Source organism: Mycolicibacterium austroafricanum, assembly GCF_902705885.1.
Classification (GTDB): domain Bacteria; phylum Actinomycetota; class Actinomycetes; order Mycobacteriales; family Mycobacteriaceae; genus Mycobacterium; species Mycobacterium vanbaalenii_A.
Window position 1 is genome coordinate 35,529 of sequence record NZ_CACSIP010000007.1, and the last position, 13,571, is coordinate 49,099.

The following is a 13,571-nucleotide window of genomic DNA, read 5'->3' on the forward strand; positions in this document are numbered from 1 at the left end:
CGCTGCGACCGTTACCATGGTCGCATTTTTGTGGCTGTGCTCCTTGCGGCGCATCTGGCGCTCCATGCGCTGGAAGCCCGAGGCCCACGAACATCGATCGTAGGCCCGACCGTGCGGCCAGTTCCCTCAAAGGCGTCCTATGCCTAGATTCCATGTCGGGCAATCTCATCCGGCACGATAGCCAGGTTCCCGCATGTCCCAACCCATAGTCGAAGACTCGACGCGACCGCTGGGCGAGCTCATTGAGGACTTCGACGTGATCGCTGACCAATTGATTCCCTACAGTCAGCTTCCACCACGCCTGGCCGCATACGCCAAGATGTATCCAACGTGGCGTGATATCGGTGCTCACACCGTCAAACACCTTGCTGCGCAACCGGCCATCGGGGCCAGTGCTCTCGACGCGATCGTCGGCGCTGCCCGCCGCGCGATTCGCAGCGCAACAGCCGGCCACCCCGATACCGCCCCTGGTGCGGCGGCCAAGCTGCTTGACCAACTTGACCCCGAGACCCGCACCATCGTCGCTACCCGCGTCACTCCACTCGATCCACAGTCGACCGGGCAGGTGGCAGCGATGCTGGGCTGCGCCAAAGCCAGCGTCTCCCGACGGACTCGGCGGGCCGAACGCAAACTCACCGGACTCCTTGAGCACGCCGAACACGAACCCCTGCACCGCCACGCGCAACTGCTCGCCCAGCGACTTGGCCCCTATGTGCCCGCCCACCTGGCCACCAAGGAACTTGGCCAGTCAGACCAGTCACTTGCGTCCGACACCACAGCGCTGCTGCTGTACGTCGCCGGACCGTACCGCCGCCATCGCCAATGGCTGGAGAACACCGGACTTTGCGGCCGTGAAACCATTGATCGCGTTGCCGCGCAAGCCCTTACAACAGGTGCAGGCGCGCTGCGGACTACCGAACTGACCGCCATCTTGCAGGCCGCGGGGATGCACCCTGACGCGATCGACGCCTACCTCGATGAGACCTACCTCCACACCACCATCGCTGGCCGACGCATCACCCACACCGCAGAGACCACGGCCAAGATGGCGGCGGCGGTACTGCACGCACACCAACGGCCACTCACCGTCGATGAGCTCCGCGCTGATATCGGCATTCCCGCCTCGCCCGGCTCGGTGACAACCGTGCTCTCGGCCCACAAGGAATTCGCGCGGGCCAGCCGCACCACCTGGGCGCTGCGCGCATGGGAGCTACCCCAGTACACCAGCATCAACGAAGCCATCGCGAGATACATCGATGACCATGGCGGGCACGTCCCCACCACCGAGCTACTCAATGACCTCCAGGCCGCATACCCCGACATCAGCGCACGATCCCTGCGCACCTACCTCGCCACACCCCGATACATCACCCGAGACGGCTACAGCCGCCGCCGCACCGCCGACGACCCTGCCCCATCCAGCAGACCCCTCAACCAGGCCCGGGGCGTGTACCGCACCAACACTCAAGTCATCCGGCTTGCACTACCGGTCACCACCGATCTACAACGGGGGTCTGGCCGCGGTATTGCCGTGTCCGTCGCGCGGGCCGCGCACATCACTCTCGGCGGGCACCAGACTTTCACCAATCCACGCCATAGCCCGATCACCGTCACCTGGGTTACCAACGCGAGCAACAACGCACGCATCGGCTCGCTCCGCACCCACGCCCACGAGCTGAACGCCACGCTCGGGGACACACTGATCATCACCTTCAACACTCACCGCCGCACATACTCGATTGCCACACTCGATCCGACAGCACCGGCCACCGAACAGATCGCTCAACTCACCGGGCGCGATCCCCGAGACCCCAACGCTGCCATGGCCGCCGCACTGGATAACCCGCAAGCAAGCCCTGAGCACATCCTTCGCCGACGCGGCGACGGCGACGTTGCCGATCTACTCAAGCGGGCATGCGCGGAAGCCAGCACTGCCGCGCACCGAACCGAGCACTCATGACACCAACGTCCGACGACGCGCCCACTGGTCCCCTTCCCGAACTCAGCCAGTTCTTCACCTGGTCTGCTGCCGACGACCCACACCCGTACCCGCCGCCGGCCACTGACCTCGGCGTGAGCGCTGCCGCCCACGGCACATCCGTCAGCGCCCAGGACTCACATCTGGGCGCGAGCTTCGACCACACGATCGCTATCACCCCGAACCGACGCCAACCGCGTATGCAACGACCTCTGGTTATCCTGTGGTCGATCTTTGCCGTTGTTGCGACCATCGCGGTCGTGCTGTGGGTGATCCTTCTATGGCCATCACCAGCACCGCCGCAGACCACCAGCGCCCCGGACACCGCCACCGACACCACGACGGTCGCTGTGGAACTCCTGCGCCGCAACCTGCCACCTGGATATCGACCATCCGACTGCACTCCCACCGTGGAGCCCGCGCCAACCCTGGCTGGCCTGCGCTGCGGACCACACCCCGCCATCGCCGAGGCCACCACCGCGCACTACACGCTCTATGACGCCACGACAGACCTCGATGCCGCGTTCGCCGAAGTCACCTCCTCCACCACCGCGAAGGTTTGCCCAGGTGGCTACCAGTCCCCGGGCGCGTGGCGTCGTAACGCCAGCCCCGAACGTGTCGCCGGAACCCTGCTGTGTGGCACCAACCCTGCCGGTCAACCCATGGTCGCCTGGACCACCGCATCGACACTCGTGCTGGCGACGATCCACGCCGACACACCGCAAACACCCACTCTGGAACAGCTTTATACCTGGTGGTCAAGCCACTCCTGACCAGGCGCGGGATCACCCACTCAGACCCGAGGTGGCACCTGCGTCGCGTCGTCCAACAGTCCGCAGCCCAGGTAACCGACCTGCGCGGCGTTGAAAACCCCCGACTCGCCCAGAACGGGGTCGAGGACCGCCCCAGCGTGCACTGCAAGGTTCTGAATCCCGGCCTGTAGAACCTGATTACTCGCCGCTGGAGTCACCACCAGTGCGCTCACGCGCAACGAAGTACCATCCTCGGACAAGAGGGCATCACTGATATGGCGCCGCTCCGTGGAGTCATCCAGCCGGCACCACACCTCAGCCGTTACCCGGCAGAACCAAAACCGACCCGGCATATCTGAGCGCAACCGTCCGGCCACCGACAGCTCCAGCGGCAGGCGTGCAGCAATATCCGTATGGGGAAATCCCCGCAGACTATGAAGCACCAGGGCCACGCACCGAGCATACCTCCTGCAACCGTCACCGGGCTGGAGTCGGCCGCAAACGAATCAGCCCCCGAACCCGTTCTCTTGCTGCGTCATTCGACATGATGTCGCGAAACCGTTCACACAGCCCGTATTTATCGACTACACTAATTGTTATGAGTTCATTGGATATGACAGTCCTGCAATTGATTTCACACGATCAAGCCGACGACTGGGCCGGTTCCCGGCTCACGTCAAGTCAGCTCGAACGCCTTTCCGCGGCCATCCCGCATTCATCGATACCCGATGCCATAGCAACGATCATCGACGGATTCGACATCAGCGACGACGACGCTGCGTGCCGCGACCCGTTCGATGAAGGCTGTCGCGAATCCCTTGACGACGGGCAGGGCTGGGCCGGGTGCTGCGGCGGGTGCGCAGACCGCATGGAGGGGTTGCACGCCGGAAGCGAGTGGGGTGATGACTGCCAGCCATCCGAAGACCACCGCGGGTGCATCACGTGTCGCTGAAAAGCCCGCGCTCAACGAGATACCGCCCGCCGCGACAACAGTACTAGGAGACACCATGATTGACCGCTCTGCCTATCCATTGGAATCCGTCGTCAGAAACGGTCACCATGCCCTCATGACCGCCCGATCTGCCTCCGGCCGCGCACTTGCTGCACTCCTGGGCGCGGCCGCGATAGTGCTCGCTGGATGTCACAGCCCTTCATCGTGGACGGCGCACACTGCCACTACCGCCACTTATCCGCCGATGCCGGCCACGGATGTGATCGACGGTCCGTTTCCTGTGGTACGCGTTATCGACGGCGATACGATCGTGGTCGAAATCGACGGTACGCCAACGACTATCCGCATGATCGGCGTCGACACACCCGAACTCCTTGACCCGCGAAAGCCGGTTCAGTGTTTCTCGCGTGAGGCATCCGAGTACACCAAGTCCCTGCTCACTGGCCAGTCGGTCTACCTGGAATACGACCCCACCCAAGACCGTATCGACCGCTACGGGCGCGGCCTGGCGTATGTCTGGACGACCGCCGAGCGACTTGTCAATCTCGACCTCATCGCCGAGGGCTACGCCAACGAATACACGTACAGGACACCCCACCGCTACCAGGCGGAACTTCGAGCGGCCGAAAGCGCCGCTGCCGATGAATCCCGTGGACTGTGGTCACCTGAGACCTGCCCAGCGTGATCATCACCAAACGCCGCGCACCAACCCAACATGGGTGGTTATACACCGCCACTGGCGGTAGGCTATAGCCAACAAATATGGAATGGAGGCTTTTGATGTGTATCGACCAGCCAGCATCCGCCGCGACATGACGTATACCTCCGAACCCGAATGGCATCTGCCTCCGTGGACCGACGACGAAGTCGCGAACATCAACGACTACCAGCGGTCTGGAGAGATGCACCCGCTCACCTGCGGATGCGACCCGGCCATCTCCGCATCGAACACCGAACCCCACCAAGATGATTGGGACTTCTGATGCGTGTACAACTGGGTGATTGGTGGACCCGAGACGAAGCTGGAAAGACAACAGCCCAAGTAAGGGAAGGCCGTGGCTCACGCACGCACTCTGGTAGCCTTTCGCCCTCCACCGCGCGTATGCTGTCGGCAAGAAGTCGCGGCGTCATCACCGCGAGTGAAAGGACCACAGCCGATGTCTCCTACCCAGGCCAGCACCACCGCCGAGGAACGCAAACGCGCCGGCGTGGTCGCACGTGAACTGCAAGCTCAAGCCGACCGCGCGCTCCTGGCGCGCATCATGCCCGTGGTCGGCCGCAACATCGCACAGCGGCGAGAGACACTCGGTCTGTCCCAGCGCGCCCTCAGTGAGCAGGCCAGCGTTGATCGCATTTTCCTGCGCGGCGTGGAAGCCGGCGAACGCACTCCCACCGTGGTGTTTCTGGCCAAGATCGCACCGGCCCTGCAGACCACCGTGGCTGCATTAACCAGGGGCATCGAGCAAGCGATGGCCATGCCGTCCCAGGACTCTTGACTTCGCCCCAGCGCGGTCGCGGTCCCCGAACGAAACGGTAGTAACAACATGGACCCGTTCGACTCCCCGCCAGACCGCAGCGCTCAGGTACCCGCCAGCTCTCCCCCCTACGTGGCGGCCGTGCGGCCCTTCCACGCGGTCAGCGCCGACGACAACCACCCCGTTGCCCGAGTGCGCCTCACCAACGGCCTGACCTACCTCAGCTGGCACCACGTCCGCCACGATGACCTGGCCGCCGTCACCCACCGGCCAGTGACCTACTGGCTTCACATCGACCACCACGCCCGTGGCGTTGTAGCCCGCATCCGCGAACTGACCGCCACTGGAGCGCTGCCCCAGGTCGTGTGCTTCACCGAACTGCGCCACCACATCGACCCCAACAGCGGATGGACCCCGGCTATCGCCGCCCTCTCACCCGAGGATTGGACCGCCGTGCAGCACCGCGTCACCGACATCCTGCGCAGCGGCTAGGGCGTGTCTCCCATATTGAGATGGGTTTTGAGGTGATGCTGTCGGTGTGACGACGGCTTCGCGGTATCGGTTGTTCGATGACGCTCAGTGGGAATTGATCTCGGGGTTGCTGCCCTCCAACGCGGGGCGGCGTGGTCACCCGTTCGGTGATGACCGCCGCGTGGTGGAAGGGATCATTTACCGGTACCGGACGGGGATTCCTTGGCGTGACCTGCCCAGATCGGAGTTCGGACCGTGGCAGACGGTGTGGAAACGGCACCGGCGCTATGCCGGCGACGGAACCTGGGATCGGGTGTTGCGGACGCTGTTGGCGACCGCCGATGCTGAGGACCGGTTGGATTGGACGGTGTCGGTAGATGCCACGATCAACCGCGCCCATCAGCACGCGACAAACACCACGCGCCCCGATCAGGACACAGGGGGCTGGGTCGAATTACACGAATCAGCCACTACGCCAGTGTGAACCCGCAGGTCACGGCATCGGCCGGTCACGGGGCGGGTTGACCACCAAGATCCACACCGCCGTCGATGGCAACGGGCGCCCACTGGCAGTGATCGTGACTGGCGGCCAGCGCAACGACCAGGCGATGCTGGCCGGTGTCCTCGATGAGATCGTCGTGCCGCGCCGCGGAGTGTCCCGTGTGCGACCCGACGCAGTGATCGCTGATCGCGCCTACTCCAGCGGTGTCGCGCGCCGACTGTTGCGTAGCCGCAAGATCACTGCGGTCATCCCCCAGAAGAGCGACGAGATCGCCGCGCGACAGCGTCGCGGCAGTGCCGGTGGTCGGCCACCGGCATTCGACGAAATCCGCTACAAGCAGCGCAATCTCATCGAACGATCCTTCGCCCTACTCAAACAATGGCGCGNACTGGCCACTCGATACGACAAACTCGCCATCGTCTACCGCGCCGCCGTCGTCCTCAGTGCCTGCATCACCTGGACCCGCCATTTAGGAGACATGCCCTAGCTCCAGAGCGAGCCAGACGCCAACTCAAGGGACGTTGCGGCACGAAGCCGGGGTCGCTGCTCAAAAGTCAGATCCCGGTGCGCACTTGGGCCGAGTGGGACGATGCGGTGCCCGGCTTCGTGGAGATCGACACGGTCTTTCATGACGGTGGTATCCGGGGCGGAGGCCATGCGTTCACGCTGACGGTCACCGATATTGCCACGGGCTGGACCGAGAACCGCTCCGTACCCGACAGGACCGCCAAATGCGTGCTCGCCGCGCTCAACGAGATCTCCCGCGCGATGCCGTTTCCCATCTTGGGTGTGGATTCTGACAACGGCTCGGAGTTCATCAACGATGACTTGTTCGCCTGGTGTCAGGGACGTCAGATCACCTTCACCAGATCGCGGCTGGGCAATAAGAACGATGGCTGCCATGTTGAGCAGAAGAACTGGTCGGTGGTACGCACCGTGGTGGGTTACTACCGCTATGACACCGCCTCAGAGCTGTTGTTACTTAACGAGATCTGGAAACTGCAGTCCATGCTGACCAACTACTTCCACCCGCAGCAGAAACTGGTGGCGAAGGTCCGCAGAGGCGCCAAAGTGTCCAAGAAACATGACAAGGCCACCACCCCTTTCCATCGCACGATCGATCACCCGACCATGACCGTGGAACGCATCGTGGCGTTAACTCGAGCTCACTCGTTGATCAATCCGGCCGCCATCCAGCGTCAGGTTCAGGCACTGACCGCCCGGCTGTTCACCCTGGCCCTCGCCAAGGCCGGCCCCACCGCCCAGCCTCAAGTCAACAAGCGCGCACGATTACGTGAGGCAACGAAGACCCCTACGCGCGCATCTTGACGTGAGGCAACAGGCCGACACCAGTCGAAGAGAAATCTCGCGCCTGTGGATAACCTCAGCGAGTCCGCCGCAGCACCATCACGTTGTCGATGAGATGCCCCGGCTGCCCATCGGGTCCGGTGGCCTCGCGCTCGACCGGGCCCACCTGGACGCGCACCCAGCTGTCGTCGAGATCGAGCGATCCGACCACCTCTTCCGCGCCGGGGAACTCGACGTGCCGGTGGTTCGACCATGGTGGCGCCTCACCGTGGTCGACGATCACCAGCAGCCCGCCGGGAGCCACGGCCGCCGCCGCTCGTTTCAGCACCCGCGCACGGTCCAGCGGAATCTTCGAGTGCAGGAACTGCGCGGACACCAGGTCGAACTCACCGTCCGGGAAACTCACCTCGAGGTCATGGTGCTGGAAATCGATCTGGCTCAACAACTCCCCCGCATCAGCGGCGGCACGTTCCAGCGCCACGTGCGAGACATCGGTCGCGACCACCGACCATCCCCGAGACGCCAGCCAGATGGCGTCGCCTCCCTCACCGCAGCCCAGGTCGAGGGCGCGCCCGGGGGCCAGCGTCTCCACCACCTCGGACAGCCGGAGGTTCACCCGTCCGCTCCACACCCGATCACGCTGGCCGTAATGCTCGTTCCAGTGCTGTTGGGCATCGGGTGCCGGCCACGGCGGAACGGGCAGCCCGACGTCATCGGCCAGCAGACTCTGCACCACCGCAGCGGCCGCAAGCGACCCACTGGCCACCGCCGCCGCCACCTGCGGCATCTGAACGCTGACGTCTCCAGCCGCGAACACTCCGGGCACGGTGGTGCGCTGGAAGGCGTCGACGACGATGGCATCTGCCGCAACAGGACTGGCCGGCGCGAAGGTCACCCCGAGGTGGGCGGCCAGGTGTGAACGTTGGTGCAGCACTGCCGCCACCAGCACACCGCGCCGGGGCAGGGCCTCACCGTCAGCGAATCGCACCTCGGCCAATACACCGCCCTCGGAACGGAATTCGCTGACCTGGCGGTCGTCCACGGCAATGCCTGCGGCAGCCAACAGATCGTTCTCCGGGGCCGTGCCATTGCTCAGCACGACGATGTCGTCGGTCCAGCTCTTGAGCATGAGCGCCATGTGCACGGCCCGGTCCCCATCGGCGAGCACGGCCAACGGCTGATCGCGAACCTCCCAGCCATGGCAGAACGGGCAGTGGAAAGCCGAACCGCCCCAGAGCTCCTCCAGGCCGGGGACCTGCGGCGGCCGGTACTGCATTCCGGTCGCCAGCAGGATGCGGCGCGTGTGTTCGTGGCCCCCGTCGGCGAGTTCGACGACGAAGCCCGGCCCGTCCGCTTTCGCGGCAGTCGCCTGCACCGACCGGAAGGTGACGTTCGGGTACTCGGCGAGTTCCGCGCGCCCCGCCGCGTAGAGCTCGGCGGGCGGGCGGCCGTCGTGCCCCAGCAGTCCGCCGATGCCGTGAGCGGCCAGGTTGCTCTGGTCACCGTCGTCGAGGACCAGCGTGCGACGACGGGCACGGCCGAGTACCAGCGCCGCGCTCAGGCCGGCCGCGCCGCCACCGACGATGATGCAGTCCCATTCGTTGTTCATGTCATCGAGCTTGCCGATCGGCGGTCAGAATGCCAAGCTCCTTTGCCATGGAGGCAAAGAGTGTCGACGACACCGTCCGCAAACGGTTGCGGGATCTGCGCACCCAGCAAGGCTTGACGCTGCAAGATGTGGCCGCCCGGGCCAGCATCGACGTGTCGACCCTGAGCCGGCTGGAATCCGGCAAGCGGCGGCTCGCCCTGGATCACCTGCCCCGTTTGGCGAGCGCGCTCTCGGTCAGCACCGACGAACTGCTGCGCGAACCGGAGTCCGAGGACCCGCGGGTCCGTGGCAGCTCACACACCCGCCATGGGGTGACCTACTGGCCGCTGACCCGTCAGGGCCCGACCGGCGGCCGGCACACCTTCAAGGTGCGGGTCAGCACCAAGCGCAACACACCGCCGGCCGAGCTGCCCGTCCATGAGGGTCAGGAATGGATGTACGTGCTCTCCGGGCAACTGCGCCTGGTTCTGGGTGAACGCGATTTCATCATCAAACCCGGTGAGGCCGTGGAGTTCTCGACCTGGACGCCGCACTGGTTCGGCACCGTCGACGGACCTGTCGAGGCCATCATGATCTTCGACGTCCACGGGGAACGCCTGCACCTGCACTCCGACTGAATCAGAGATATGAGGTCTGGTTGACCAGCCGCACCGAAGCGAGCCCGTCGGGATAGAACTCCGCGATGCTCAGCGAGGCGAGATCCAGGTGCAGCCGGTACAGGATCCCGGCGCCCCCGTCGAGCGCCAGCCGCAGCATGGTCTTGATCGGCGTGACGTGGGAGACCACCAGCACCGTGGACCCGGCGTGGTCCTCGACGATCCGATTGCGGGCCCGGCGCACCCGCTCGGCCACCGCATCGAAGCTCTCCCCGCCCGGCGGGGTCACGCTGGTATCGCGCAGCCATCTGCCGTGCAGCTCCGGATCCTGTTGCGCTGCTTCGGAGAACGTCAAGCCCTCCCACGCGCCGAAATCGGTCTCGATGAGATCGTCGTCGATGACGACGTCGAGACCGAGCTCCTTGGCCGCAGCAGTGGCCGTCTCGTGGGCGCGGCCCAGGGGTGAGCACACGATCGCGTCGATGCCGCCCTTCTCCCCCAGGTAGCGGGCCGCCGCCGCGGCCTGATTCCTTCCGAGTTCGGTGAGCGCCGGGTTACCCCGCCCGGAGTACCGGCGGTCCACCGAGAGCTCGGTCTGCCCGTGCCGCAACAACATCAGCCGGGTCGGTTCCCCACGGGCACCGCTCCAGCCCGGTGCGGCCGGCGCCGCCGCGGGCGCCGCTGCGGCGTCCATGGCCTCATTGGCCAGCCGGTCCGCGTGCGAGTTCTCCGCCCGCGGGATCCAGCCGTAGTCGATCTGGCCGAACTGCCGGGCGAGTTGCGCGGCTTCACGATTGAGCTCCAGCAGGTCGGGATGCTTCACCCGCCAACGCCCGGACATCTGCTCCACGACCAGCTTGGAATCCATGAACACCACCACCTCGGTGGCGCCCAGTTCCGCCGCCGCGGACAGACCGGCGATCAATCCGCAGTATTCGGCGACGTTGTTGGTCGCCCGGCCGATCGACTCCTTGCGTTCGGCGAGCACCGCCGAGCGGTCGCCGCTGAACACGACTGCGCCATACCCGGCCGGCCCTGGATTCCCGCGCGACCCGCCGTCGGCCTCGATGACGACCTTCACTGCTTGATCCGCAACAGGATCGCCCCACATTCCGGGCACCGCAGCACCTCGTCGTCCTCGGCGGCCTGGATCCTGGCCATTTCACCGCGATCGATCTCGATGCGGCATGCCCCGCAACGTTTCCCCTGCAGCAGACCGGCTCCTGGTCCCCCACCGGCGCGCTGCTTCTCGTACAGGGCCACCAGATCTGCGTTCAGCAGCGAGGTGAGCTCGGTGCGCCGACCCGCTGACACCTGACGGACGTTGTCGATGTCGACCAGCGCCGCGTCGCGCGCCAGCTGTGCCGCCGACAGCTCGTTCTGCAGGGCGTCGATACGGGCCAGATGCTCGGACTGCCTGCGTTGCAATTCCTCCCGGCGCTCCATGACCTCCAGGAGCGAATCCTCCAGGGATGACTGGCGGCGCTCCAAGGTCTCCAGTTCGTGCTGGAGTTCGCTGAGCTGCTTGGCGTTCACCGTGCCGCCCTGCAGCAGCGTCCGGTCACGGTCCTCGCGCTGGCGCACCGAATCGATTTCGCTCTCCAGCTTGGCGATCTCGCCGTCGAGGTCCTCCAGGGCGATCCCGACCACCGCCAACTGATCATTGGCCTCCTGGTACAGCGCCTGCACGCGCTCGAACTCCTGCTGCTCGGCCAGATTGGCGGCGCGATGGTCGACGCGACGCAACTCGGCATCGACTTCGGTCAGGTCGAGTAGTGAACGCTGCTGACTCACTTCGGCTTTCATGATTGGGAACCTCCATCGATATTCCACGGATCGGTGCGCACGGTACTCACGCGCACCGGTAATGCCTCGCCGAAACTGCCGCGCAGCAGCGATGCCGCCTGGTGACACCAGGGGAACTCACTTGCCCAATGCGCGACGTCGACCAGTGCCACATCGGAGACCCGGCCGTGCTCATCGGCCGGGTGGTGCCGCAGATCTGCGGTCACATAAGCCTGCACCCCGGCGGCGTCGACCGCGCCGAGCAACGAATCACCGGCGCCGCCACAGACGGCGACCCGGGACACCACCGCCTCGGCGACGCCCGCGGCCCGCACACCCCAGGTGGTCGCGGGTAGTGCGCCGCGCACCCGGGACACGAATGCCGACAACGGTTCGGGCTCCGGCAGTGTGCAGATCCGGCCGATCCCGACATCGGCGGGCAGCGGTGCCAGCGCGAAGACGTCGAAGGCGGGCTCCTCGTACGGATGGGCGGCGCGCAGTGCGGCGAGCACCCGTCCGCGCAGGCGTGCCGGGGCGATCACCTCGACGCGGTCCTCGGTGACCTGCTCGACGGTGCCCACCTCGCCGATGGCGGGAGTCGCACCCGCGTGCGGCAGGAACTGACCGGTGCCGGTGGTACTCCAACTGCAGCAGGAGTAGTCACCGATCTGACCCGCGCCCGCGGCGAACAGCGAATCCCGCACCTGCGCGGCATGTTCGACCGGTACGAACACCACCCACTTGTCCAGATCGGGTCCGGACGGCCCGCGGGACAGCACATCCTCGACCACCAAGCCCAGCGTCTCGGCGAGGGCATCGGAGACCCCCGGGGAGGCCGAGTCGGCGTTGGTGTGTGCGGTGAACAACGCCTGACCGGAACGGATCATCCGGTGGATCAGCGCGCCCTTTGCGGTCGAGGCGGCCACCGTGTCCACACCCCGCAACAACAGCGGGTGGTGCGCCAGCAGCAGTCCGCCCTCGGGCACCTCGGCGACCACGGCGTCGGTGGCATCGACCGCCACCGTGACCGAGGTGACCGGTTCCGCCGGGTCGCCGGCAACCAGGCCGACCGAGTCCCAGTCATGGGCCAGCGCAGGCGGATACGCCGCGTCCAGGACGTCCATCACCTCGGCGAGAGACACGCTCACGTCAGGGCCTCCACCAGCAGCGGCCATTCGGGACGCACGGCCGCCCGCAGATACTCGCCGTCCAGGCCGACGAAGGTGTCACAGCGACGCACCGCGATCCCCCTGGTGTCCAAGTGTTTTCGGGTCAGTTCGGCATCGTCGACGCGCAGCAGCACGAACGGTGCACAACCGTCGATTACGTCCACCCCGGCGGCGCGCAACCCGGCGACCATCTCCGCGCGCAGGGCCGCCAGTCTGCGCGCGCCGGTATCCGCCTCGGCCACCGCTTCCGGGGCGCAGCAGGCCGCGACGGCTTCCAGTTGCAGGGTGCCCAGCGGCCAGTGCGCGCGCCGGGCTGTCAGGCGGGCCAGCACCTCCGGGGCACCGAGTGCGTATCCGACCCGCAGACCCGCCAGCGACCAGGTCTTGGTGAGGCTGCGCAGCACCAGGACATCGGGCAGCGACATCCCGGCCAGGGACTCCGGCTCGCCGGGCACCGCGTCGGCGAACGCCTCGTCCACGACCACGATCCGGCCCGGGGCGCGCAGCGCAAGGATGTCGCGCACCGGATGCAGCACCGAGGTCGGGTTGGTGGGGTTACCGACCACCACCAGGTCGGCCCGCGCGGGCACCACCGCACCGGCCAGCCCGAACGGCGGGCCGAGGACGACGTGCTCGATGGGCACCCCGGCGGCGCTCAGCACCGCTTCCGGTTCGGTGAACGACGGCGCGATTAGCGCGGCCAGTCGCGGGTCCAGGTTCGGTAGCAGCGCGAAGCCCTCGGCGCCGCCGGCCAGCAGCGCGACCTCGTCGGCGCCGCGCCCGTGCCGGGCGGCCACCGCCTCGGTGGCGCGGGTGACATCGGCTGCGCTCGGGTAGTGCCCCAGGTCGGTGAGCCGCTCGCCGAGGCGTTCGACCAGCCAGGACGGTGGGCCGGCAGCCCGGACGTTGACGGCGAAGTCCAGCATCCCGGACGCGACGGCCTGGTCACCGTGATAGCGCGCCGCCTGCCGAAC

General features: G+C 66.3%; 15 protein-coding genes and 2 pseudogenes. 9 read left to right on the forward strand and 8 right to left on the reverse strand.

Going from position 1 to position 13,571, the window contains the following annotated elements; genetic code table 11:
- The first annotated feature begins 193 nt into the window (after positions 1–193).
- Positions 194–1,960 carry an RNA polymerase sigma factor sigma-70 region 4 domain-containing protein gene (locus BEMPMBAN_RS06275; RefSeq protein WP_112558133.1) on the forward strand — a complete coding sequence of 589 codons (1,767 nt, stop codon included), beginning with the start codon at positions 194–196 and terminating at the stop codon, positions 1,958–1,960.
- Positions 1,957–2,751 (forward strand): hypothetical protein, encoded by a 795-nt coding sequence (locus BEMPMBAN_RS06280; RefSeq protein ID WP_165799860.1) that lies wholly within the window; start codon positions 1,957–1,959, stop codon positions 2,749–2,751. Before BEMPMBAN_RS06275 ends, BEMPMBAN_RS06280 begins: the two co-directional genes overlap by 4 nt.
- Before the next feature lie 20 nt (positions 2,752–2,771).
- On the opposite strand, the gene BEMPMBAN_RS06285 is transcribed toward BEMPMBAN_RS06280, so the two are convergent.
- On the reverse strand, positions 2,772–3,182 hold the full coding sequence (locus tag BEMPMBAN_RS06285; protein WP_176749603.1) for a hypothetical protein: 411 nt from the start codon (positions 3,180–3,182) through the stop codon (positions 2,772–2,774).
- A 263-nt stretch (positions 3,183–3,445) separates the two neighbouring features.
- Positions 3,446–3,739, reverse strand: a complete 294-nt coding sequence (locus tag BEMPMBAN_RS06290) for a hypothetical protein (protein ID WP_159229548.1) — start codon at positions 3,737–3,739, stop codon at positions 3,446–3,448.
- Here BEMPMBAN_RS06290 and BEMPMBAN_RS06295 point away from each other — a divergent pair.
- The 6 genes and pseudogenes from BEMPMBAN_RS06295 to BEMPMBAN_RS06325 all read left to right on the forward strand — a co-directional run.
- A complete protein-coding gene (locus BEMPMBAN_RS06295; protein WP_234897318.1) occupies positions 3,738–4,367 on the forward strand; it encodes a thermonuclease family protein in 630 nt (209 codons plus the stop codon). The genes BEMPMBAN_RS06290 and BEMPMBAN_RS06295 overlap by 2 nt on opposite strands.
- Positions 4,368–4,494: 127 nt before the next feature.
- Positions 4,495–4,665, forward strand: a complete 171-nt coding sequence (locus BEMPMBAN_RS06300) for a hypothetical protein (protein WP_165799862.1) — start codon at positions 4,495–4,497, stop codon at positions 4,663–4,665.
- A gap of 174 nt (positions 4,666–4,839) precedes the next feature.
- Positions 4,840–5,178, forward strand: coding sequence for a helix-turn-helix domain-containing protein (locus BEMPMBAN_RS06305; protein ID WP_083129153.1), 339 nt, complete (start codon positions 4,840–4,842; stop codon positions 5,176–5,178).
- A gap of 48 nt (positions 5,179–5,226) precedes the next feature.
- Positions 5,227–5,649: a hypothetical protein gene (locus BEMPMBAN_RS06310; RefSeq protein ID WP_070354488.1), complete on the forward strand. Its 423-nt coding sequence runs from the start codon at positions 5,227–5,229 to the stop codon at positions 5,647–5,649.
- A 70-nt stretch (positions 5,650–5,719) separates the two neighbouring features.
- Positions 5,720–6,617 (forward strand): IS5 family transposase gene (locus tag BEMPMBAN_RS06320; protein WP_425294936.1). Its coding sequence is split into 2 segments (ribosomal slippage): positions 5,720–6,108 and positions 6,107–6,617, totalling 900 coding nucleotides; the frame shifts between segments, so codons are not numbered across the junction.
- Positions 6,614–7,459: pseudogene (locus tag BEMPMBAN_RS06325) on the forward strand (integrase catalytic domain-containing protein); the annotation flags it as partial. The gene BEMPMBAN_RS06320 and the pseudogene BEMPMBAN_RS06325, both read left to right, overlap by 4 nt.
- A 55-nt stretch (positions 7,460–7,514) precedes the next feature.
- On the opposite strand, the gene BEMPMBAN_RS33110 reads toward BEMPMBAN_RS06325, so the two are convergent.
- Both BEMPMBAN_RS33110 and BEMPMBAN_RS33115 read right to left on the reverse strand, forming a co-directional pair.
- Positions 7,515–8,141, reverse strand: coding sequence for a class I SAM-dependent methyltransferase (locus BEMPMBAN_RS33110; RefSeq protein ID WP_272952219.1), 627 nt, complete (start codon positions 8,139–8,141; stop codon positions 7,515–7,517).
- 63 nt (positions 8,142–8,204) lie between these two features.
- Positions 8,205–9,047: pseudogene (locus BEMPMBAN_RS33115) on the reverse strand (NAD(P)/FAD-dependent oxidoreductase); the annotation flags it as partial.
- Between the two features lie 47 nt (positions 9,048–9,094).
- On the opposite strand from BEMPMBAN_RS33115, the gene BEMPMBAN_RS06335 reads away from it, so the two are divergent.
- Positions 9,095–9,664 (forward strand): helix-turn-helix domain-containing protein, encoded by a 570-nt coding sequence (locus BEMPMBAN_RS06335; RefSeq protein ID WP_159229550.1) that lies wholly within the window; start codon positions 9,095–9,097, stop codon positions 9,662–9,664.
- A 1-nt stretch (position 9,665) separates the two neighbouring features.
- Here the strand turns inward: BEMPMBAN_RS06335 and BEMPMBAN_RS06340 are convergent, their stop codons facing one another.
- From BEMPMBAN_RS06340 to cobC, 4 genes are read right to left on the reverse strand one after another with little or no spacing between them, the layout of a single operon-like run.
- The gene (locus BEMPMBAN_RS06340; RefSeq protein ID WP_159229551.1) at positions 9,666–10,724 is read right to left on the reverse strand and encodes a bifunctional RNase H/acid phosphatase; all 1,059 of its coding nucleotides are present in this window, start codon (positions 10,722–10,724) and stop codon (positions 9,666–9,668) included.
- Entirely contained in the window at positions 10,721–11,449 is a 729-nt protein-coding gene (locus BEMPMBAN_RS06345) for a zinc ribbon domain-containing protein (protein ID WP_159229552.1), read from the reverse strand. Before BEMPMBAN_RS06345 ends, BEMPMBAN_RS06340 begins: the two co-directional genes overlap by 4 nt.
- A complete protein-coding gene (locus BEMPMBAN_RS06350) occupies positions 11,446–12,603 on the reverse strand; it encodes a Nif3-like dinuclear metal center hexameric protein (protein ID WP_159229553.1) in 1,158 nt (385 codons plus the stop codon). Before BEMPMBAN_RS06350 ends, BEMPMBAN_RS06345 begins: the two co-directional genes overlap by 4 nt.
- Positions 12,573–13,523 (reverse strand): Rv2231c family histidinol phosphate aminotransferase CobC, encoded by a 951-nt coding sequence (cobC, locus tag BEMPMBAN_RS06355; protein ID WP_234897327.1) that lies wholly within the window; start codon positions 13,521–13,523, stop codon positions 12,573–12,575. The genes BEMPMBAN_RS06350 and cobC overlap by 31 nt, the downstream gene beginning before the upstream one ends.
- Positions 13,524–13,571: the final 48 nt, after the last annotated feature.